Source organism: Rahnella woolbedingensis, assembly GCF_003602095.1.
Lineage (GTDB): Bacteria > Pseudomonadota > Gammaproteobacteria > Enterobacterales > Enterobacteriaceae > Rahnella > Rahnella woolbedingensis.
Window position 1 is genome coordinate 243,075 of sequence record NZ_RAHH01000001.1, and the last position, 21,026, is coordinate 264,100.

Annotated in this window: 26 protein-coding genes; 9 read left to right on the forward strand and 17 right to left on the reverse strand. The window is 49.7% G+C overall.

The window, feature by feature from the left end; all coding sequences use genetic code 11:
• From fliL to fliF, 7 genes are all read right to left on the reverse strand, one after another.
• The gene (gene fliL / locus D6C13_RS01125; protein ID WP_120131005.1) at positions 1-498 is read right to left on the reverse strand and encodes a flagellar basal body-associated protein FliL; all 498 of its coding nucleotides are present in this window, start codon (positions 496-498) and stop codon (positions 1-3) included.
• Positions 499-683: 185 nt separating this feature from the next.
• Entirely contained in the window at positions 684-2,063 is a 1,380-nt protein-coding gene (locus tag D6C13_RS01130; RefSeq protein ID WP_120131006.1) for a flagellar hook-length control protein FliK, read from the reverse strand.
• Positions 2,060-2,506 carry a flagellar export protein FliJ gene (fliJ, locus tag D6C13_RS01135; protein WP_120131007.1) on the reverse strand — a complete coding sequence of 149 codons (447 nt, stop codon included), beginning with the start codon at positions 2,504-2,506 and terminating at the stop codon, positions 2,060-2,062. Before fliJ ends, D6C13_RS01130 begins: the two co-directional genes overlap by 4 nt.
• A 26-nt stretch (positions 2,507-2,532) precedes the next feature.
• Positions 2,533-3,897, reverse strand: coding sequence for a flagellar protein export ATPase FliI (gene fliI, locus D6C13_RS01140; protein ID WP_120131008.1), 1,365 nt, complete (start codon positions 3,895-3,897; stop codon positions 2,533-2,535).
• A complete protein-coding gene (gene fliH / locus D6C13_RS01145; RefSeq protein ID WP_167457966.1) occupies positions 3,897-4,652 on the reverse strand; it encodes a flagellar assembly protein FliH in 756 nt (251 codons plus the stop codon). The genes fliI and fliH overlap by 1 nt, the downstream gene beginning before the upstream one ends.
• Positions 4,653-4,659: 7 nt before the next feature.
• Positions 4,660-5,652, reverse strand: a complete 993-nt coding sequence (fliG, locus tag D6C13_RS01150; protein ID WP_112291784.1) for a flagellar motor switch protein FliG — start codon at positions 5,650-5,652, stop codon at positions 4,660-4,662.
• Positions 5,649-7,358: a flagellar basal-body MS-ring/collar protein FliF gene (gene fliF, locus D6C13_RS01155; RefSeq protein ID WP_120131010.1), complete on the reverse strand. Its 1,710-nt coding sequence runs from the start codon at positions 7,356-7,358 to the stop codon at positions 5,649-5,651. The genes fliG and fliF overlap by 4 nt, the downstream gene beginning before the upstream one ends.
• Positions 7,359-7,641: 283 nt before the next feature.
• Here fliF and fliE point away from each other — a divergent pair, with 283 nt between their 5' ends.
• Positions 7,642-7,956 (forward strand): flagellar hook-basal body complex protein FliE, encoded by a 315-nt coding sequence (gene fliE / locus D6C13_RS01160; protein ID WP_120131011.1) that lies wholly within the window; start codon positions 7,642-7,644, stop codon positions 7,954-7,956.
• A gap of 195 nt (positions 7,957-8,151) precedes the next feature.
• On the opposite strand, the gene D6C13_RS01165 is transcribed toward fliE, so the two are convergent.
• Positions 8,152-10,362, reverse strand: coding sequence for a phosphoglycerol transferase I (locus tag D6C13_RS01165; protein WP_120131012.1), 2,211 nt, complete (start codon positions 10,360-10,362; stop codon positions 8,152-8,154).
• A gap of 416 nt (positions 10,363-10,778) precedes the next feature.
• Positions 10,779-11,084 (reverse strand): hypothetical protein, encoded by a 306-nt coding sequence (locus D6C13_RS25525; RefSeq protein ID WP_167457962.1) that lies wholly within the window; start codon positions 11,082-11,084, stop codon positions 10,779-10,781.
• Here D6C13_RS25525 and D6C13_RS01175 point away from each other — a divergent pair.
• Both D6C13_RS01175 and D6C13_RS01180 read left to right on the forward strand, forming a co-directional pair.
• Complete coding sequence (locus D6C13_RS01175; protein ID WP_120131014.1) at positions 11,034-11,939, forward strand: bestrophin family protein; 906 nt, start codon at positions 11,034-11,036, stop codon at positions 11,937-11,939. The genes D6C13_RS25525 and D6C13_RS01175 overlap by 51 nt on opposite strands.
• A 145-nt stretch (positions 11,940-12,084) precedes the next feature.
• The gene (locus D6C13_RS01180; RefSeq protein ID WP_120131015.1) at positions 12,085-12,324 is read left to right on the forward strand and encodes a hypothetical protein; all 240 of its coding nucleotides are present in this window, start codon (positions 12,085-12,087) and stop codon (positions 12,322-12,324) included.
• A gap of 72 nt (positions 12,325-12,396) precedes the next feature.
• Here the strand turns inward: D6C13_RS01180 and D6C13_RS01185 are convergent, their stop codons facing one another.
• Positions 12,397-12,861 (reverse strand): GNAT family N-acetyltransferase, encoded by a 465-nt coding sequence (locus D6C13_RS01185; protein WP_120131016.1) that lies wholly within the window; start codon positions 12,859-12,861, stop codon positions 12,397-12,399.
• A gap of 329 nt (positions 12,862-13,190) precedes the next feature.
• Between D6C13_RS01185 and D6C13_RS25530 the strand changes: the two genes are divergently transcribed.
• Positions 13,191-13,364, forward strand: coding sequence for a hypothetical protein (locus D6C13_RS25530; protein ID WP_162940724.1), 174 nt, complete (start codon positions 13,191-13,193; stop codon positions 13,362-13,364).
• 93 nt (positions 13,365-13,457) lie between these two features.
• Here D6C13_RS25530 and D6C13_RS01190 read toward each other — a convergent pair whose 3' ends face one another.
• Positions 13,458-13,658, reverse strand: coding sequence for a DUF7736 domain-containing protein (locus D6C13_RS01190; protein ID WP_120131017.1), 201 nt, complete (start codon positions 13,656-13,658; stop codon positions 13,458-13,460).
• Between the two features lie 131 nt (positions 13,659-13,789).
• Here D6C13_RS01190 and D6C13_RS01195 point away from each other — a divergent pair, with 131 nt between their 5' ends.
• Positions 13,790-14,059 (forward strand): hypothetical protein, encoded by a 270-nt coding sequence (locus D6C13_RS01195; RefSeq protein WP_120131018.1) that lies wholly within the window; start codon positions 13,790-13,792, stop codon positions 14,057-14,059.
• A 58-nt stretch (positions 14,060-14,117) separates the two neighbouring features.
• On the opposite strand, the gene D6C13_RS01200 is transcribed toward D6C13_RS01195, so the two are convergent.
• A complete protein-coding gene (locus tag D6C13_RS01200) occupies positions 14,118-14,393 on the reverse strand; it encodes a hypothetical protein (protein ID WP_120131019.1) in 276 nt (91 codons plus the stop codon).
• A gap of 404 nt (positions 14,394-14,797) precedes the next feature.
• On the opposite strand from D6C13_RS01200, the gene D6C13_RS01205 reads away from it, so the two are divergent.
• Both D6C13_RS01205 and D6C13_RS01210 read left to right on the forward strand, forming a co-directional pair.
• The gene (locus D6C13_RS01205) at positions 14,798-15,052 is read left to right on the forward strand and encodes a hypothetical protein (protein WP_112291766.1); all 255 of its coding nucleotides are present in this window, start codon (positions 14,798-14,800) and stop codon (positions 15,050-15,052) included.
• A gap of 70 nt (positions 15,053-15,122) precedes the next feature.
• Positions 15,123-15,281: a YqaE/Pmp3 family membrane protein gene (locus tag D6C13_RS01210; RefSeq protein ID WP_015690040.1), complete on the forward strand. Its 159-nt coding sequence runs from the start codon at positions 15,123-15,125 to the stop codon at positions 15,279-15,281.
• A gap of 98 nt (positions 15,282-15,379) precedes the next feature.
• Here the strand turns inward: D6C13_RS01210 and D6C13_RS01215 are convergent, their stop codons facing one another.
• From D6C13_RS01215 to fliD, 5 genes are all read right to left on the reverse strand, one after another.
• The gene (locus D6C13_RS01215; protein ID WP_112291764.1) at positions 15,380-15,556 is read right to left on the reverse strand and encodes a GhoT/OrtT family toxin; all 177 of its coding nucleotides are present in this window, start codon (positions 15,554-15,556) and stop codon (positions 15,380-15,382) included.
• Positions 15,557-15,675: 119 nt separating this feature from the next.
• The gene (locus D6C13_RS01220; protein ID WP_120131020.1) at positions 15,676-16,530 is read right to left on the reverse strand and encodes a helix-turn-helix transcriptional regulator; all 855 of its coding nucleotides are present in this window, start codon (positions 16,528-16,530) and stop codon (positions 15,676-15,678) included.
• 227 nt (positions 16,531-16,757) lie between these two features.
• Positions 16,758-17,120: a flagella biosynthesis regulatory protein FliT gene (fliT, locus tag D6C13_RS01225; protein ID WP_120131021.1), complete on the reverse strand. Its 363-nt coding sequence runs from the start codon at positions 17,118-17,120 to the stop codon at positions 16,758-16,760.
• A complete protein-coding gene (gene fliS, locus D6C13_RS01230; protein WP_120131022.1) occupies positions 17,095-17,532 on the reverse strand; it encodes a flagellar export chaperone FliS in 438 nt (145 codons plus the stop codon). The genes fliT and fliS overlap by 26 nt, the downstream gene beginning before the upstream one ends.
• Before the next feature lie 3 nt (positions 17,533-17,535).
• Positions 17,536-18,966: a flagellar filament capping protein FliD gene (gene fliD / locus D6C13_RS01235; RefSeq protein ID WP_120131023.1), complete on the reverse strand. Its 1,431-nt coding sequence runs from the start codon at positions 18,964-18,966 to the stop codon at positions 17,536-17,538.
• Positions 18,967-19,332: 366 nt separating this feature from the next.
• On the opposite strand from fliD, the gene D6C13_RS01240 reads away from it, so the two are divergent.
• Together D6C13_RS01240 and D6C13_RS01245 are read left to right on the forward strand one after the other, a co-directional pair.
• Positions 19,333-20,634: a FliC/FljB family flagellin gene (locus tag D6C13_RS01240; RefSeq protein ID WP_120131024.1), complete on the forward strand. Its 1,302-nt coding sequence runs from the start codon at positions 19,333-19,335 to the stop codon at positions 20,632-20,634.
• 117 nt (positions 20,635-20,751) lie between these two features.
• A complete protein-coding gene (locus D6C13_RS01245) occupies positions 20,752-20,988 on the forward strand; it encodes a hypothetical protein (RefSeq protein WP_120131025.1) in 237 nt (78 codons plus the stop codon).
• The last annotated feature ends 38 nt before the right edge of the window (positions 20,989-21,026 follow it).

The window sequence follows — 21,026 nt, forward strand, 5'->3', positions numbered from 1 at the left end:
TTATCGCAGTATGAAAGCAGTGAAAAGCACGTCGTTGATCACCTGAGAGGGCTGACCTTTGACCAGTGGCGCATCCAGAACCTGTTTGATGTCCTGAACCAGCTGTTGTTTACCGGCTTCGCTGACCAAATCAGAGGTTTTCTGACGGGACAGCAGTAACAGCAAACGGCTGCGGACTTCAGGCAGATATTCGCTAAGCGTAGCGCGGTTCTTTTCATCCGGCAGACGTAAGGTCAGGCCGATATACAGCACGCGATCCGGGTCGTTATCCGGGGTTTGCAGGTTAACGGTGAAGGTATCGAGCGCCAGGAAAATCGGGGCCGCAGGCGGTTCATTCTTCTTCGCTTGTGCAGCCTGCGCTGCAGTTACGGGCTGTTTATGCAACATCCACCAGGCGTAACCGGCTGCACCACAGGCTCCGATGGCAATCAGTAACAGCAGAATCATCATTAACGGGCGCTTTTTCTTACGCGACGCCGAGAGAGCAGAGTCAGACATGGATGAGGCGATTTCCTGTAAGTATGAGCAGAGTTGCGAGGGAACCGCGAAGCTGCTGAGTCAATTCTGACAATGATTATCCCGCTTATCCTGTTGTTCAATAGTCAGAATAGGCGGGAAAAATAAGGTCAGCTCTGCCGTTTGAATTAAGACCACGCAGGCAGGGCTGAAACATCAGGTAACGATTATGCGAAGATATCTACGCTATTGTTGCCGCCGAGCCGCTGTGCGATAGAGACCGGAACCGGCAGGGCGTCGCTGGCAGATGTCGTGCCGCCGCCATTAAATGCCGCCCAGCTGGCTGAATTGCTTTGTTGTGAACCGGATTGCGAACTCTGCTGCTGTGCCTGTTGCCACTGCGAACTGTCGCTGCCGACGCTGCTCTGACCGAGGCTGATGCCGTTGTCGGCCAGTGCGGTTTTCAGATCAGGTAACGCGGCTTCAATTGCCGAACGCACACCGCTGTGGCCGGAGACAAAGTGCAGCTGTGCCTGATTGTTCTCAATCTTCATGCTGATCTGGATTGAACCTAAATCTTCAGGATGCAGACGAAGTTCCGCGGTTTGTTGTCCCTGACGGTTAAACATCATCACCTGCTGACCGAGCTGCTGCTGCCATTCCGGCGTGCCGAGCTGCGCGTTGAGCAGCGGGGTGGACGGCGCAGTGACCGCGGTGGTCGTCGTCGGTGTGGTGGAAACCGGTGCAGAAGAAACGGCAACCGCTGCGGTGTTCAGCTGGTTCAGCGCCTGCGTGCTGTTATCCAGCGCATTATTGTCTGTCTGCTGTAATGCCGCCGCATTGCCGGTGGCGGCGCTCATCGACGCCAGCGCACTGCTGAAATCTGGCGTGTTGGTGGTCGCGGCTTTACTGGCGGCATGTTGCGATGCCCCAGCCGTCGTATTCGCGGCAGTGGCAGCTTTCGGATCGGTATCGGTCACCGCAGTTTTGCCGTCACCGGTCAGCAAAGAAGAAGCCGTCAGTCCGGATAGCAGCGAGCTTTTTTTATCGGCACTCGTGGCGTCATCGCTGGTGGTTTGCGTTGCCACGGCGCTGGCGGCTTGCACCGGTTGTGCCGATTGCTGCGCGGCTAACTGGGCGAACAGTGCCTGCAGTGGCAACGTGTTGGCATCGTCTTTCTGGCTGTCTTTATCTTTGTCGCTCAGCCCGGCGTTTTTTATTGCCGACGCATCACTGCCTTTCAGGCTGCCGTTCGGCAATACCTGAATGGCGGCGATCATTTTGCTCAGGTCACTTTCATCAAGCATCAGACTGCCGTCGTTTTCGCCGGTGGTCACCGCCTGAGTCAGTGTGGCCTTATCTACCGTTTCGCCTTTGGCCGAAATCTGCTGGCCGAGTTTGGCTAACGTGCTGGTCAGTTTAGGATCGAGTTTCGAGCCGAGCTGGGCTTCCAGCTGGCTGGCAAAATCGGCCGGAGATGTGGCCGTGGAATCGCTGATCACCGAACTGTCAGCAGTTGAAGCGGTTGCCGATGAGGCACTGCCGGACGCCGCGCTCGCGGTGGTCTTTGCCGTGGTCACAGCGGCAGGCAAAATATTCAGATTCATGGTTGTTTCTTCCTGTGTGCGCTGCGCTGGGCGAACTCATCGTTCTGTTTTTGGTCGAGCTTGTTTTCCAGAGAACGCTGCTGTTCGCTGGCGCGGGATTGCAACGTCTGGTAAGCATTGAGCCGTTGCTGCTTGTCCTGCCACTGGTTTACGGCGGCATTAAGCCGCTGATCCCACTGTTCTAATTGTTTGCGGTGCTGGTCAATCGCCACTTCCAGCGTGCCGATAAACTGCTGGTAGTTCTGCCAGGTATTTGCTGCAATCCCGCCGCTCATGGTGGTATTGAGCTTTTCACGGTACTCACGCTGATAGTTGAGCAGCATGGTGAGCTGTTCTTCAGCCTGAAGATGTGACTGCCTGATTTTCCCCAGATGACTGGTGGCCTGATCCAGCGCTTTTTGCGCCAGAGAACAAAGGGTGATCAATGGTGATGCGTTTTCCATCTGATTTACCTTTATCGGTTAAAAAATTAGCCCGGGAACAACATATTCAGTTCCAGACAAGCGTCTTCGTAAGTACTGCGTTCCATGATGTCCTGCTGGAGGAAGTTCTCCATTTGCGGATACAGCTTGATGGCGCGATCGAGCATCGGATCGCTGCCTGCGGCATAAGCGCCGACACTGACCAAATCACGGTTGCGCTGGTAGCTGGACAACAGTTGTTTGAAATTACGCACGCGCCCGTACTGGGCGTCATCAATCAACGACGTCATCGCACGGCTGATCGAGGCTTCGATATCAATCGCCGGATAATGGCCGGATTCCGCCAGACGACGTGATAACACCACGTGGCCGTCGAGAATGGCGCGGGCGGAGTCGGCAATCGGATCCTGCTGGTCATCGCCTTCGGTCAGCACGGTATAAAACGCGGTGATCGAACCGCCGCCGCTGATGCCGTTACCGGCGCGTTCAACCAGCGCAGGCAGTTTGGCAAATACGGAAGGCGGATAGCCTTTGGTGGCCGGAGGTTCACCGATAGCCAGTGCGATTTCACGTTGCGCCATCGCATAACGGGTCAGGGAATCCATGATCAGCAACACATGCTGACCGCGGTCACGGAAATCTTCAGCAATACGCGTGGCGTAAGCCGCGCCCTGCATACGCAGAAGTGGCGAAACGTCAGCCGGTGCGGCGATCACCACCGAACGGGCGCGACCTTCGTCACCTAAAATGTTCTCGATAAAATCTTTGACTTCACGGCCACGTTCACCGATCAGCCCGACTACGATCACGTCGGCTTTGGTGTAACGCGCCATCATGCCGAGCAGAACGGATTTCCCGACACCGGATCCGGCGAACAGCCCCATACGCTGGCCGCGACCGACGGTGAGCAGGGCGTTAATGGCGCGAACGCCAACATCCAGCACATCGGTGATCGGCGTACGTTGCAGCGGGTTAAACGGTGGCGTAATCAGCGCGGCGCGATAACCGGTGTCCGGCGGCGGTAAACCGTCGAGCGGTTTGGCGCTGCCGTCCAGCACACGGCCAAGCAGTTGCGTGCCCAGCGGCAGTTGTTTTCCCGCGCTCTGACCATCGGCGGCAATACGGGCGTAAACCCGCGCACCCGGCAAAATCCCTTCCACTTCTTCCAGTGGCATCAGGAACAGGCTCTGACCGTTAAAACCGACCACTTCACTTTCGACTTCCTGCACGGTCGGCCCGTCGTGGCGCTCAATCAGGCAGGTTGCGCCCAGCGGTAACTGCAGGCCGGTGGCTTCCAGTACCAGGCCGGTTGCCCGTGTCAGGCGGCCATAGCGGCGAACCGACGGCGTGCGGGCCATGCGTTTTTCCGCGTCATCCAGCGTTTTTAGCAGACGGCTCAGGCGGGCGGTCATCAGAGATCTCCCGGTGCCGCAAGACGGCAAAGTTCATGCCAGCGGGTCGCCAGCGACGCATCCATATCGCCATCTTCCGCGCTGACTTTACAGCCACCGCTGTGGATCTGGCTGTCGGCCAGCAAACGCCAGCCGTTCATGCTCAGGCTTGCGCCAAGCTGTTGCTCGACGCGCTCGAAATCGACCGGGTTTACGCGAAGCTGCGGTTTCCCTTTAAACATCGGTTCCTGCTGGATCAGCTGTTGAATCTGATTGAGCAGGGCAGAGCCGTCACAAATCGGTGCCTGACCGATGATTTGTTTCGCGGCGGTCAGCGCCATTTGCATCAGACGCGAGGCGATCACGCTGTCCAGGGCATCCAGCGTTTGCTGGAAATCCGACACCATATGCTGCCAGTGCTCGGTCAGCACGGCCTGCTGCTGCTGGCCTTCCTGTAAACCCTGCTGCTGTCCGGCTTCCTGACCCTGCTGAAAACCGGCGGCGTAGCCCTGTTTCTGCCCGGCTTCCAGACCCTGCTGGAAGCCCTGCTGTTCTGCGCGACGTTGCAGATTCAGCAATTCGTTCTGATCAACCTGAACCTTCGGCTGTCCGTCGTCCGGAACCTCTTCGCTGTCAGCCAGCAAAGGTTCGTCGGGTTTACTGAAGACCGGTACGGCCAGGTCGCCCGGTCGCCACGGCTGCCACGGCAATGCATTAATACGTTCGGCATTGCGCTCTTCAGCGGTTTTCTTTTCCGGCGCAGGTTTGTCGGACATCGGGTTATCAGACATAGGAATCCTCGCCGCCGCCAACCATCATTTCGCCGGACTCTGCCAGGCGGCGAACCGTCTGCAGAATGGCTTTCTGTTCGTTTTCGACCAGAGACATGCGCATCGGCCCGCGGTTCGCCAGGTCGTCGCGCAGGATATCGGCCGCACGCTGGGACATGTTGCGCAGGAACTTGTCGCGCAGTGGCTGTTCGGCCCCTTTCAGTGCCACCAGTAACGATTCGCCTTCGACTTCCTGCAACAGGCGCTGGATACTGCGGTCGTCCACATCCACCAGGTTTTCGAACAGGAACATCTCGTCGATAATCTTCTGTGCCAGTTCGCCGTCGTAACCACGCACCGCTTCGATAACCGCTTCTTCCTGCTGCGTTTTCATCAGGTTGATGATTTCTGCCGCAGTACGAATACCCCCCATCTTCGAACGTTTGAGATTCTGGCCGTCGAGCAGGTTGTTCAGCACTTCGGTCAGTTCCGCCAGCGCCGCCGGCTGGACACCGCCGAAAGTGGCGATACGCAGCATGACGTCGTTGCGCAGACGTTCGTCGAACAGCGCCAGAATATCCGCCGCCTGACCCCGTTTGAGGTGGACCAGGATGGTGGCGATAATCTGCGGATGTTCGTCGCGGATAAGATCGGCCGCCATCAGCGGTTCCATGAAGTTCAGTGTCTCCATGCCGCTGGTGGTTTCGCGCGATTCCAGAATGTCTTCCAGCAGGCTCGATGCGCGTTCTTCACCGAGCGCTTTGGTCAGAACCGCACGCAGGTATTCACTGGTGTTCACACTCAGCGCCGCGTACTGCTCGGATTCGTCTTCAAACTCGTTAAGGACTTCCGCCAGTTGCTTGTTTGAGATCTGATGGATGTTGGCCATCGCGCCACTGATTTGCTGCACTTCGCGAGGGGAGAGGTGTTTGAACACCTCCACCGCGCGGTCTTCGCCCAGCGTTATCATCAAAATGGCGCTTTTTTCCGTTCCGGTCATAGTCATGGTTGTTCGGTACTCATCCATTGGCGGATAACCAGGGCGACGATACGAGGATCCTTATCGGCCAGCTCCTGAACACGTTGAGTCTGCACTTCGACGCTGACGCGCTGCTGTGAACGTTTACGTTTCTCCAGCTCGTCGTTGCTGAGTTTGACCGGTTTGCTCCCTTCAGGCTGTGGCATGGAAGCTGCCAGCGCTGCGGCGGCAGCGGCATCTTTCTCTGCCTGCTGTTTGCGCAGCATCGGACGAACCATCTTGCGCCACAGCAGCCAGGCAACAATCAGCACCAGCAACCAGCGACCGGCGTTGAGCATCTGATCGAAGAACGACTGTTGTTTCCAGAACGGCAGTTCGCCGGTGTCGTCTGCCGCTTCGTTGAACGGTGTGTTCACCACGTTCAGCGTATCGCCGCGTTCCTGCGAGAAGCCCATCGCTTCACGCACCAGATCATCAATTTTCTTCAGCTGATCGTCATTCAGTGGCTTGGCTTTACCGTCCGCGCCGACCTGATAGTTGACGACAACAGCAGCAGACAGGCGCTGAACGGCACCGGCACTGTGCTGGGTGTGAGTGATTGTGCGATCCACTTCGTAGTTAGTAGTTTCATCACGACGGCGGTTAGACGGGCCTGATGAACTGGTATTGCTGGCGGTGTTCTGCGCGTTGTTACCGGCCTGATTCTGTGCGCCGTTGGCATTGTTTGCAGCAGGTGGATTGGTCACCGGCGCGGTTGCAGCCGGTGCTGGCTGGTTGCTCAGCGCGCCCGGCACGCCACCGACGGCAGAGGCGCCAATCTGATCACTGGTGCTTAACTGACGTGAACGCACCGCGGCTTTATCCGCAGAACCGTTCGGCTGGTAATTCTCATCGGTTTGTTCGCGGCTGGCGTAATCAATCTGCGCGGTAATTTGCGCGTGAACGTTACCGTTGCCGACCACCGGTTGCAGAATGGATTCGATACGACGTTGCAGACGGCCTTCCACTTCGTTGGCGTATTTCAGCTGGGAAGCGTTAAGGTCGCGGCCATTGTTATCGGACTGCGTCAGCAGGTGACCGCTCTGGTCAACCACGGTGACGTTTGCCGGTGGCAATCCTGAAACGCTGCTCGATACCATATATACAATGGCGTTGATCTGGCCGTCATCCAGCGCGCGACCCGGTTGCAGATTCAGGGTGACGGAAGCGGAGGGATTTTTTTGTTCACGGACAAACAGGGAAGGCTTAGGAATGGCTAAATGCACACGGGCGCTGGACACCGGACCGAGTGTTTCGATAGTGCGGGAGAGTTCACCTTCCAGCGCGCGCTGATAGTTGATCTGCTCGCTGAACTGGCTGATGCCAAACTTTTCCTGATCCATCAGTTCAAAACCGACTGCGCCGCCTTTTGGCAAACCGGCGGCAGCCAGTTTCAGACGTGTTTCATACACTTTATCGGCGGGAATAAGCAGCGCGCCGCCATTATCAGAAAACTGATAAGGGATATTCATTTGAGTCAGCTGAGTGACGATGGCGCCGCCATCCTGATCACCAAGGTTGCTAAACAACACCTTATAAGTAGGCTGCTTGGCCCACAGCATCATGACAACAACAATAGCCACGGCAGCCGCAGCAGCGATGGCGATAGGAATTTTTGGGTTGGCGCGCAGGCGATTAAGCAACGCAGTAAAACCGCTTCGAGGGGTTTCTGCGCCGGCTATTGCGGAACTCATACAAGATCCCTATTTAGCTGTTGGATGGTGGTGTTCATGTTGTCTCTTAACAAAACAGACTCCCAGGTGGCGCAATCGTTGAAGCGTGACATTTTTCAGTCCTCCGTAAAGGCAGGCCTATTTTCTAGGTGAGCCATTATTTGCCCCTCAAGGCAAAGTTAATGGCCCGATAAGCCATGGTTTTTAGGTTCAATTACCGCGTTTAGGAAAAAACTGATGTGATAGGGTGTCATTCCATGAAATAGGCCATTTGTACCGTGACACCCCGACAGACGGAGAAAACATGTCAATTCAAGGCATTGAGAGCGTTTTACAGCAGATGCAGGCCACTGCGATCCAGGCTGGCGCGACACCGCAGACCGATACCGCGTCAGAAGCCGGTTTCGCCAGCGAATTAAAAGCGGCATTAGGCAAAATCAGCGAGACGCAGAACAACGCGAAACTGGAATCTGAAAAGCTGGAGATGGGCGTTCCCGGCGTCAGCCTGAACGATGTGATGGTCGATCTGCAAAAATCGTCGATTTCTCTGCAACTGGGTGTTCAGGTGAGAAACAAACTGGTGGCGGCGTATCAGGACGTGATGAATATGTCGGTGTAGGGGGGTAACCGGTTAATTTCAAGTAAATGCTCTGATTTTTCTTCATCCAGGCGGAATGGAGCAATACACTACCATCCGTCATAGGGGCTGTATTTATATCTGATGAGTTTTTTAGATAATGATTTTTCATTATCTAAATTTTACTCATAATAGCGACGGCCAACTTTTTGTTGGCCGTTAAGCTAACTCTCTGTGTCAGCAATCATTAAATGCTTTACATACGCTTATCAGATTACCTTTATCTGTATCAATAAAAGCATCTAAAGGAACACCAGGCAAACCTTTAATGAATTCGCTTTTGCCATCCTTAACTACTCCGATGATTTGCTGTCTAAACTGTACGGATGAAAATACATCGCTTTTAAATATACCATTGAGACTTATATAGCCATTTTCACCGCTACAAATAATAGAGTCACTTGAGGCAATTATTGAGACTTTATTTTTCCCAATGAGATTTTGTACTGCATTGTCATCAACTACAGCGCCCGTACAAGTCTGATAATTCAGTTCTATTTTAAAAGATGAGTTCTGCGGAGAGAGGAAATTGATTCCGCTCGGAAGGCCGTTATTAGTGCCGGGGGCGGAGAAGCCACTTTCCATAAAGAAAGGCGCTGACGATACTCCTTCAATATTGCGCTTGAAAAATACAGATTGGTAGTTCGACTTTTTACTTGAGACTATACCCTGCGGGGTGATTCTTAGTTTTGTGATTGTGTCAGGCGAAACAAGGTATCCACATATGGCATTCTCATTTATTCCGATGTTTTTGCAGAGGTTTGCATAGAAAAAGGAATGATTATCTGAGGTGATTTTAAAGATATTTTTTGCGAAGGCTTCAAACCATAAAAAATTGAGTTTGCTCTCACTTATCGGCGAATAAATGGGGAGCGAAAATTTTTGCGATCCTATCTGAAGTTTATCTCCAGATTGGAATGTCTTGTCTTTAAGGGATGTTACACCCCATAGGTCTGATGCAAAGGCCAAGTAGTCCGCATTCTTCCCTAATTTATAATCAGCGACATATTTGTTTTCTTCGTTGTTATTAAGACTCCTGCCAAAACCAAGGGATTTGTTTTGAGATCCGGAAATGTCGAGTACTGTAGGCCATACGTCCATCAAAGTACCGGCAGTAGTGTTTTTGACAGGTTTAAGTCCCTTTTTAATGATAATGAAATTGTTTCTTCTCAGGTCTTTATGTTTATCGAGCAGTGCGCTGGCATCATTTTCCATCATAAGATGGTCTGATACGAGAACAATAATCGTGTTGTCAAAAGATGGGCTGTTTATTATTTTTTTTATGAAATCAGCAAGCAAATAGTCAGAGCATTGAACCGCAGATAACATCGCGTAGCCGGTCTTAATTCCAACTTTATTCTTGCAGTCGGAAAGTAATAAGCCATCAGGCGAGTGTGTATTCACAGTCAGGAATGATAGAAGGAATGGTTGCTGGGATTTTGTAAGACGATCAAACTCCATCCAGGCATGATTGAGAAGAACGCCATCGTGAACGCCCCAACTACTTATCTGATCAGGTGATGCCAGACCATTTTTGACAAAATAATTCAGATCATCTTGTCTGCTCCAGCCATGCTGCGAAAAGAATTTATCACCGCCAGCAAATTCCTTATCACTGCCTCTAAGAAATTCTGTGTTATATCCCTGATTAGTTAACCATGTTGCTACACAATTGGCATTATTAAGAAACTCTGATAAGTTTTCCCCAGCATTTCCTTGAGCCATTACTAATGGTATACCGCACTGGGTATTCACCATGCCGGCCATTGTCCAACCAAAACCCCGGTTGGCAGGTTGTATTATATTGGTGAAGTCTGCATAGTTATCAGCCAGGGCACTGAGGTGCGGCAGGTAGTTTTCACCCTCTAAATCACGAAATGTTCTCTCTAAGCTTTCAGCATAGATGAAAACATAGTTATATTTCTTATCCAGATTTTTATCTGGAATGAGATATTCACTTTTAACTGCGGCTGCATTGCCTTTACTGAAAAAAGATTCTTTCGTGGCATTGAAAATGTTGATTGAAAATGATGAAAATATAACAGAAATAAGCACCATTAAGTACAGGGAGGATGATATTGGTAGATGCAATGATTTTATTTTTTTCAGTTTAATCAGAGTGCAATAGATAATAAGAAATAAAATTATTGCTATAAAAAAGGAAGCAACTTTAATTTTTGGGATTAGGTCATCTACTGAAACACCTTCTGAACTGTTTTGTAAGTGGTAAAACACAGCATCATTAACACCGTTGCCTGTGAACATATTTGATATGTACCAAAAGGCAAAGGCCAGAAGTGTGACTATAGTCACCATTGTTTTTGTTACTATGAATTTTGGTGATGCAATCGTAAATATCATCAGTAAAGCTAATAATGTATAAGTCATTCTGTGGGTTCGACATTTGTTAAGGAATTATGTCAGTATGCCATAACTTAGTTTTTCAAATAGATGTAAAACATTGTTAATGCAGATTTAAAGGATGACAAAATTTTTCAGAAGCACAGAGAATGTGTGTGGGAAACTTACAAGTCCGGAAGGGGTTATGGGAAGCCTCAATGGAAAACCGTAGAGCAGAAATGAATGCTGTCAATTCACGTTGCATGGATAGCAAAGCGAGGTTTAAAAGCTGAACTATCAATAATCGTTATCGATATCTTTTACTGCCGCTTTCAAGACGTACCATACCATGAAAACGACAACAGCTATGATGATAATCAGATATATCAAAGCTCTTTTCCTTTCTTGTATGTCGAATTTTTGTGTGAGTTCCCATCAGCTGATCATAGTCTATCGTTAAAATATTACAGCCAAACGTGGAAACCTTTAGTTTCGTAATAATCACTTATCTGTATTATCGACAATACCAGAGCAAAACTTGAGGCGTTGTGAAGAATTGTTGCAAATTGTTTAGTTACGTTATTATTACAATGTAACTGATTGTAGGTGCTTTCCAGAAAAAATGTTACCAATGTCACAAAAATGTCCTTTGCATGTGCAGGTTTATTTGCAAGAATCGCAAAAAAAATCGCTTCACCTGCATAAAGCACCTGCACAAAATGATAATCCGTCCTCCCCGTCACTGGTTCCTGCGTTTGTTCGCCTGGCATGGCTCGGTCCTGCCCAGTATTTTGTTCCGTCTGAGTCTTAATCTGCTGATGTCACTGGCTGCCATCCTCAGCCTGCCCTGGTATGAGACGCTGGGCGTTAAGCTCACGCTGGCGCCTTTCAGCCTGCTCGGGGTGTCCATCGCTATCTTCCTCGGTTTTCGAAACAGTGTGGCTTATTCACGCTATATCGAAGCCCGGCAGCTGTGGGGCGGGTTGCTGATTGCCTGCCGCACGTTACAAAGCCAGGTGATGGCTGTTTGTCCCGGGGAAGCGCAGCGTGTGACGGCACTTTTGCTCGCATTTTGTTACAGCCTAAAACATCAGCTGCGTCACAGCGATCCGCGCCCGGATCTCGAACGTTTGCTGGGCGATGATGCGGAAGACATTCTGTCGCGTCGCGCACAAACCAACATGGTGCAGCTGCGCCTGTCGCAATGGCTGGCCGAACGCCGCCGGACCGGAGAATTTTCAGACGTGGTGTATGCGCACATGGATACCACGCTGTTACAGCTTTCTCAGGTGGTCGGCGGGTGCGAGCGGATCGTCAGTATGCCTATCCCGTTTGCTTACGGCCTGCTGCTGCACCGCACGGTTTATTTGTTCTGCAGCCTGCTGCCATTCGCGCTGGTGGTTGACCTGCATTACATGACGTTGCTGGTGTCTGGCTTTATTTCCTACACGTTCCTGTCGCTGGACACGCTGGCAGAAGAGCTGGAGATGCCTTTTGGTTATGCCAACAATCATCTGCCGATGGATGCGATGTGTACCAATATCGAGATTAACTTGCGTGAGATGAATAACCAGACGCAGCTGCCGGATACGCCAATGCCGGACAAACATTTCCGTCTCAGCTAGATGTGATTCATTGCACGGAATGAACATTTTTTGTTCAATGAATAGGCAAAATTCTGAAGGTTCACGAGACTGTCATAATTACGAAACAAAAGTGAAATAACCTGTTGGGGCAAACACAAACCCAATCCGTTCTCACGAGGTATTTATGTCAGTCATTCAGGCCAAATCATTGCACGAAGCCGAAGACCTGCTTAATTCCGGTATAGTGAAAAAAGTCGAACTGGCTTTTAATATAAACAGTGATGAGTTTTTTAAACTCGCGCTGGAATGCGGTGACCGGGGTGCGAAAATCACCAAGGGCAAAGAATACTTTGTTATCACCTTCAAAAAGTGGGTTATTCCTTCCAATGATCTCACTGCAACGAAAAGCAACGTACTGATGTAATGGCTTTTCGCGTCTCCATAACACTGTCAGAAGGCAGCGTTATGGAGATATTTGTTTCCCGCCTGCGACGTTTTATGCCACCGCTTTCATCATATAAACGCTGAGCGGATCCGGTGCCTGCTGATAATCTCCGAACGCCTGCGTGCGCGAATACCCCAGTTTCTCATACAGGGTAATCGCCTTTTCCTGAAATACTCCCGTTTCCAGATACAGTTCCCGGTGTCCCAGCGCTTTCAGTTTCTTTTCCATTGCGGCTACCAGCAGTGATGCGATACCTTGCCCGCGAAACAAAGGACTAACGTAAACCCGTTTCATCTCAGCCAGCCCCTGTCGCGTAATGTACAAACAGGCGCAACCGGCCCAGTCGTCATCGACCCTCGCCATGAAGCAGGTGATTTCGCCTTCATCGAGTTCAGTAATGTTAATCCCCTGAAAGGATTCCGGCGGATAAAGCGGGTATTGATACGCGTCCAGCTCTGCAATAAGCCGGGTCAAATGCGGGTGTGCGGCATCGGTTTCGAAAATCTGGGCACTCACAGCGTGGCTCTCGTTGCAACAAAATGGACAAGTATTCTTAACCGAAATTACGCCAAAAACAAGGGAGTAAAGGCGTGAACTGTGGCCCGAAAGCCTTGCAAATTGCGGAAGATTGTAAGTTTTAGTGATGTTTCTGAAACGTCTGTCAGAGTTGTCTGATTTTCAACCGGCATGCTCTTTCTATACGTTATACCTAATTCATTTCAGTAACATTTATCAGATGTGATTAATGTATACAATGAAATAACTCTGTGTGATTAATAGAAAGCGCATGATCACTCAGGGTGCGAAGAAGTAAAATATAAGAAATTGATAGTAAGGATAAAATTATGGCTGTCTATCCTGTTGGCGTTTTTGTCACGCTTACTTTTACACCAGGTTTGTTTGAAGTTATCGCTGTGCTGGATGAGGTTACGCCGGTGCAATATCAGGTCATTAATGTGGAGACGGGGAACGTCATCCGGGTGAATGAGAACTTCATCCGGGGGATCATCAAACCCTAACCTTAAAGCATGACGCTGAAAACAACCAAGGCCGGGCAGGTAACACTGTCCGGCCTTTCTTTTTCTATCAGCTGATTAATCACAGACAACAGTTTAATCAGGCATCAGGTTGTTAAAATCTTCTTCATAGAGGCCACGGCACTCTTGCATAAATTCCGGAAAACCCAGTTCAGAGGTCTGAACTTCGCGGCCCAGACGCTTTTCTAAATCCTCGTGAAACCACTCAAATTCGCCATGCAGAATGCCGGTAAAACCGGTCAGTATGATGCATTGCTGTGGCGTTAATTTTTTCACGGCCAATCCTTAATGATGTTTTTGAGCACGATAAATGCTGAAAGAGAGAAGTGCTTCACGCCGGTATCCGGCAGGACGCGGTGACATATTCTATCCTTTAATTAATCTCACTGGAAAACAAGGAGTCACATATGGATCAGGATCTGTTTGAACAGGCGCCGTTGCCGTTACTGACACGGTTTCAGGTAGGCGACCGGGTAAAATTACTCACGTTTCCGGTGGGTGTCCATCCGGCCAGTTATCAGCTTGATGTGATGATCACCAGTATTCAGGACGGCGAGTTTGAAGGCGAAATCCTGCGCATCGCACCACTGGGCAGGCTTGGACATCACGAAGCGCACTTTACGCTGGGGGGGCACGTCGCTTTCTTTGCCAGAAACATTCAGGGGATGGCGGCCTGAAAGCAAAAACCCCGCGAACCGGGCGGGGTTAAATGACTTCAACGTATTCTGCTGCTTGTTACATCAGGGGCTTGACGTGCTTGGTCAGCGCCTGGGTACTCAATTCATCAGCCTTGATTTTCGAACAGTTTCCGCAATAGCCAACGAGATACCAGTTCCCGTCTGCCCCTTTTTCCGGATTCACTTTGTAGCGCTCATTTTGTTTACCGTAAAATTCGCGCTCTGCGTGCTTTGATGCATCTTCCCAAAAGCACAACGAAAACTGATGGCATTTATCGACATGCCGTTGTCCGTTGCGGCTTCCTCCAACTAACAAGTAATGATATTCAGACATGCATCCTCCTTTTCCCAACGGGGGTAATTATCCTGACAACAAGTTTCAAACTCGTTTCACCTGGAAAAGATCATCTGAAAGACTGCAAAAAGACACTGCAAATGGGTGCGCTGCAGGCTACCCGTGACACTTTTTAAATTTCATTAAAATTATAGAGCACGAGAGGTGAAGGGTATGGCTATCCTGAAAAAATGTGATGAAAATCACTCTTTATTTTTATGTGAGTGTGACATTCCTCTTACAACATATTCAGCGGTTGTGCATCTTAGTTGCTATCAGCTTTAAGGATGTTGGCGTTCTACGCGCAGAAATAGCGGGTTAAACCTTATCAGCTCAGCCTTTAGCCACGATGCCCCTGTGCTAGTCTGGCCTGACTGATTCACTTATCCCGGCAGAGTCCCGCGATGGCAGAAAAACATGTAATAGATTTGGTCATGACGGTCAATAAACACGCCGAAGAAACTGCCATGCAACAGATGATGCTGCGAAATTTTATCATCGTGATGTGCCGCAGTATGACCGAAGAGCAAAAAAATCAGGTGAGATGGCAGATGCGCCAGATTCATCAGGTCACAGACGCTGAGTACCGTGACGGGGATGTTCAGTTGCTGGAAAAGGCCCGTCGTGACGTAGAAATTATGCTAGAGCTTATCAATTAGGTTTCATCTGATGTCCTGCTCACAGGGCATGGTCTATCATTAAGTTAATGATAACCAAAGGGAGATAAGTATGGGTTTTTGGAGAGTGTTAATCACCATTCTGGTGCCGCCGCTGGGCGTGCTGATAGGTAATGGTTTTGGCGGGGCGTTTTTGCTGAACATTATTCTGACACTGTGTGGTTATCTGCCGGGCTTGATCCACGGCTTCTGGGTTCAGACCCGTAAATAAAGAGTCAGGCCAGTCAAAAAAAGCGTTATTCAGAACCCGGTTTAGACCCTTTCAGGTCAGGCCGGGTTTTCTTTTGGCATCAGTCTTGTGCAAAGGGATCAGAACAGAGAGAACAGCATCACCACGGGCAGGCTCATGGGCCAGGTGAAACCGATAATGCCGGAGGTTAACAATCTTATTTTAATCGTGTCGCGGCTCACCAGCAGGGTGAACAGCACCGCAATGCCCAGTCCGCCCCAGTAAATCGTCTTAATAACTTCCCACCAAACGTGCACAACCAACCCCTGCAAATGACTAAAAATAACGGCGGGTATAATATTCCGTTAACATCTGGTAATCAATTATTGTGTGATGTTACTCAAGGTTTTGTTGTGTGGCACTTTGGTATGAATTGTTATAACTCTTCGGTTGTGCCTTGGGTCTGAGCCGAAAGAGGGCGTAAATGTCCGCGAATGGCAGTAGGGGCGAAGCCAAATCGTTTGCGAAAACGCTCAGCAAAACGGGATCCGCTTTCATAGCCGACCTGATGGGCAATATGGGAAATCGCCAGATCCGTACACTGCAACAGCCGCAGGGCATGGGTCATGCGCACGTCAATCATCAGATTTCTTAGCACGCAATTTTCCGCCGCCAGACGCCTGCGCAACATCACCTCGTTCATCATCAGATTTTCGGCCACTTCTGCCGCCGTAAAAGATTTATGCAGATTATTAATTAACAATTCCCGCACCTGCTCCGTGACGGTTTCAGGGTGTCGCAGGGAATAACGTACACCGAGCTGCGATAACCATAATAATTGTTCGATCATGCGGTGGCGGGTAATGGGTGCGGGCAGGCCGTGATGCCAGAGAATGGCGCTGTGCGTGTCGGTAAAGCTTTGTTTAAAGGCGCCGGGGATATGTGGAATAACCTGCAAGTTTTCGACGCTGATGAGCGGGGGACTAAAACCGAAGGCATGCAATCCCGCATCGGTGAGTAACTGATGATCCCACGCCATAATGGCACAGCTGAACGGACCGTTATCGGAAAGATGGTGCGTCAGGCTCAGGGTTTGTCCGCTGTTCAATACCAGCATTTCGCCGGACTGTAGCGTAACCTGTTGTTCCTGATAGTTTATTGAAAGACTGCCATTCTGAACAAGGATCAACTGTGGCTTATTAATATAAACATCATGAATAAAAAGTTCACTGTGCTGAATAAGCAGTGAAATAGTTCCTATCCCTGGTGTCACTTTTATTTTACGAACCATGTTGATAATGCCCGAAAAAGACGACCGCAATCTAATGCTGGCTGCCTGATAAAAACTTCCCGCTTGGCTGATACTCACAGGCTGCCGGAGGGTTCGTGTGTCATAAGAGAAGACCAGAGAGTGCCAGCCCTGGCAGCCAGGCGCTCTCTGCCTCTGAAAACGTTTTGCACAAGAAATATTGGAAAAATAAAACAAAACTTAACTTTTAATTTTTTTAGTATTAATAATTATTGGCGACCGCCAAAAGCAATCGAACGGAGATCGATTTTTCCGTAAGTCGTATTCACTTGTTGTTGTCGTGTTGACTGACCAATCAGCTCGGTGAGTTTATTCATCCGTGCCTGTAATAACATTTTAAGGGTATTCTCATTATCCAGAATGATACGCAAATAACGGCGTATATCATTCTGAACCATGATCGACGTCTGTTCTGACATCGGTAACTTCGTCGTTGCTTCTACTGCTTTAACATAACCGACTTCGAGCTCGACCAGCTCATCCCACTTCTCTTCATTCGCCAGCCGCAACATCTGCTCGCTTAAAGACAGGATCAGTTGATATTCATTAACCAGATACTGATGTTGATCCATTATATTGGTCCTGCGACGGGTGATAGTTTGGGCCGATTTGCCGCCAGGCATCGGCGATGTTTTCAAGCAAGGCCAACACTTCCGTGATGGCCTCTTGATCGTTGTGTAAATTGGCATGTAATAAACGACGGACCATATAGGCATAAAGCGCTTCCAGGTTATCCACTAATTCAGGATCGCCTTTCTCACGACTTAATCCGGCTTTTAATCCGCTGTCGATAATATTGATGGCCATAGACAGTGATTTGCCTTTTTCGGCAATACTGTCCTGCTGCATAAAAATGCGTGCACGGATCAGGGCGCTGCGCGCCCCGTCAAATAACATCGTGACCAGCTGATATGGCGTGGCGCTCATCACGCCACTTTCAAGGCCTACCTGTGCGTAGGCCTGAGTTCCTTTCGCGTTATACATAAATTATGATCCCAATGAACTGGAGCTGGTGGTTGCGAACTGCTGAGTCAGATACGTACTGGTACTGTTCAGCGCGGACATAGTCACATCAAGAGCCGTAAACTGGGTTTTATAACGCGCGATAGTGGCGGTGATGCTGTCGTTAACGGCGTTGTACTGTGTAGTCAGACTCTTCAGCGTGTTATTCACTGAGGTCTCAGCATTGGCAATGGTGCCCGTGCTTGTGTTCAGGAAGGTGGCATTCAATTTGCTGATATTGGTCATGACACCGGTCGTTTTACCGTCACCCACCATCATCGCCTGCACTGCCCCGGTGTTGCTGGTCAAAGCGGTATTAAGTTTAGTGCTGTCAACAGTCAACTTACCTGTGGTCGGGTCTGTGGTAATCCCGATGCTCGCCAGTGTGCTGATGGAGCCAGAACCGTTAGCATTGCCGATAGCCGACTTAAGCTGCGTCTGAATTGTACGCAACGTACTGTCACCCAATAGCGCACCGTTGGTACTGTCTGAAGAGTCAGAATTCGTGGCGGTGGCAGTGAACTTTGTCAGACTGGTGAAGGTATCCTGCAACGCATTGTATGCAGTAACAAAGGTATTTATCGCCGTCGATGCTGTACTGGTATTTTTGGCAATGGTCAGCGTTGCCGGACTTGAAGTGGTATCCGTCAGATTTAACGTAATACCATCCTGGATGTCATCAATGGAGTTACTTTGACGCTCGAGGTCAATTCCGTTAAATGTCAGTTGTGCATTGGCAGCCGGTGTTTTTTGAGTCATTGCACCGGTACCGGTGGATGAATCGTAGCCAATAATATTGTTCAACTGATCATCACCTGTTACGGCGACTGTCATTTCAGAATCTGTACCCGTGTTGTTGGAACTGAGTACCAATTTATAATTGCTGTCAGAGACTTTTACGATGCTGGCAGTGACACCACCACCGGCCTTATTGATCGCATCACGGACACCAGTAAGAGAGGTCTGGTCGTCGGTGAGATTAATGCTTAGCGGTGTGCTGCCATCACCTTGGCTGATTGTGAGGGTGCGCGAGTTTCCAGAAGTCGTTGCACCCAACGCCGCGGTATTACTGGTCTGAGAAGCTGAAATCAGAGCTTGAGAAGCGGCCAGTTGAGTGACGGAAACAGAATACTTACCTGCAGCTGCGCCGGTCATCGTCGTGACGTTAAATGCTGATGTATTGCTGGAAGTTGCAGTCGTCGCACCATAGGCGTCCGGAGACGCTAACGCTGTCGCGGCATCAGCAAAGGTCTGTACTGCACTTTGCAGCGTGCCATACGCGGTCAGTTGAGCACTATAAGTCGACTGCGCTGCTGAAATTGGCGTCAGACGTCCTTTTTCTGCGGTCGTCAGGTTATCCAGCAAGGTGGTGAGGTCTAGACCTGAACCGATACCTAATGAAGAGATAGTGGCCATAAATATCCTTTAAACGTTGATTACCTTTCTTACCTGAGTGCGCAGCAAAAGCATCGTGTCCGATCACCTGTTTTTGACCTTAGTCAATGCCTCACTTCTAGTCGTCTTACTGCACCCCAACTACGTCGGGTATAAAAGAGTCTTTAAGCCCTATCGGCACGACGGAGAAAAAGTTTAATGGAATGCAACAAAAAGTAATGGCGTGAATAGGCGGTATAAGGAAGGGTAATTCTCAAAGTAAGAAATCGACGTTTTTTGAGAAATAATTCTAAAGGTTGCGGGTGTAGCGCCGATACAAGTTTGGACGGTGATGAACGCCGTGGGCAATAAGCCCGAACCCTTAACCAGATTTGAAGGAATACACTCATGGCTCAAGTTATCAATACCAACACGCTGTCTCTGATGACTCAGAACAACCTGAACAAATCCCAGTCCGCACTCGGTACCGCTATCGAGCGTCTGTCCTCTGGTCTGCGTATCAACAGCGCAAAAGACGATGCAGCGGGTCAGGCGATTGCTAACCGCTTCACTTCAAACATCAACGGTCTGACTCAGGCTTCACGTAACGCCAACGACGGTATCTCCGTTGCGCAGACCACTGAAGGTTCACTGAGCGAGATCAACAACAACTTACAGCGTATTCGTGAACTGTCTGTTCAGGCTGCTAACGGCACCAACTCTTCTTCTGACCTGACTTCAATCCAGGACGAAATCACTTCACGTCTGTCTGAAATCGACCGTGTATCTGGTCAGACCCAGTTCAACGGCGTGAATGTACTGGCTTCTAACCAGACCATGAAAATTCAGGTTGGCGCTAACGATGGCCAGACTATCTCCATCGACCTGCAGAAAATTGACTCTTCTACTTTGGGTCTGTCAGGTTTCTCTGTTTCGGGCAACGCACTGAAAACCAGCGATGCCATCACTCAGGTTGGCGATACTTCTGCAACACCTTCTGCTGTTGACCTGTCTGCAGCAGCGGCTTCACTGACAACGTCTACTGGTTCAACTGTTGCTGCTTCCAGCCTGTCTTTGGTTAACATTCAGGACAGCACCGGTGCTGCAACTAACACCTACGCTGTTAAATATGGCAGTGACTACTACGCAGCATCTGTTAACAAAGCTACCGGTGATGTGACCTTGAACACCTCTAACGTTGCTTACAGTGATTCTGCAAACGGTGTGACTGCTGCAAGCAAGACTGGCGCATTGGTAAAGGTTGGGACTGATGCAACAGGTAATGCTGCTGGCTTTGTGACTATTCAGGGTAAAAACTTCCAGGCTGGTACCAATGGTACTGACGTTCTGAAAAACAGCGCTGGCGCAACTGCAACAACTGTTGCCACCGCTACCTTTGATATCGCGACTGCTACTCAGTTCACTGGCGCATCAAGCAACGATCCGCTGGCTGCAATCGACGCCGCTATCGCGAAAGTCGACACCTTCCGATCTTCACTGGGTGCGGTTCAGAACCGTTTCGATTCTGCGATCACTAACCTGAGCAACACCACTACCAACTTGTCTTCTGCACAGAGCCGTATTCAGGATGCTGACTACGCAACTGAGGTTTCTGCTATGTCTCGTGCGCAGATCCTGCAGCAGGCGGGTACTTCAGTATTGTCTAAAGCTAACCAGGTTCCACAATCTGTGCTGTCCCTGCTGCAATAAATACTGCTCAGCTTTCATCCTCACAAAAGGCGGCCATTTGGCCGCCTTTTTACTTGATGGGGTTAAAGACTTTTTATTTAAACTGGGTGTTACCTTTCTAATTTTTCGGAATCGAACATGAAAGAAATTCTGGTCAGTGAACCTTCCTATGTGAGCCATTTCAATTGCGTGGGTGCTGCATGCCGTGATCATTGCTGTAAACGCTGGAATATCACTGTCGATAAAACAACCTATAAAAAATATTTAAAGAGTGAAATTCCCAACATACGCAAGGTTGCCCAGGAAGAAATGTTACTGACAAAGAAAAACGTTGACCTGAACCGCTCCGGTTTTCCTGGAGAGTATTTTGCCTGAGTGATCAGGCTGCCACTTCCCGGTTGTTCAGTGAAGCG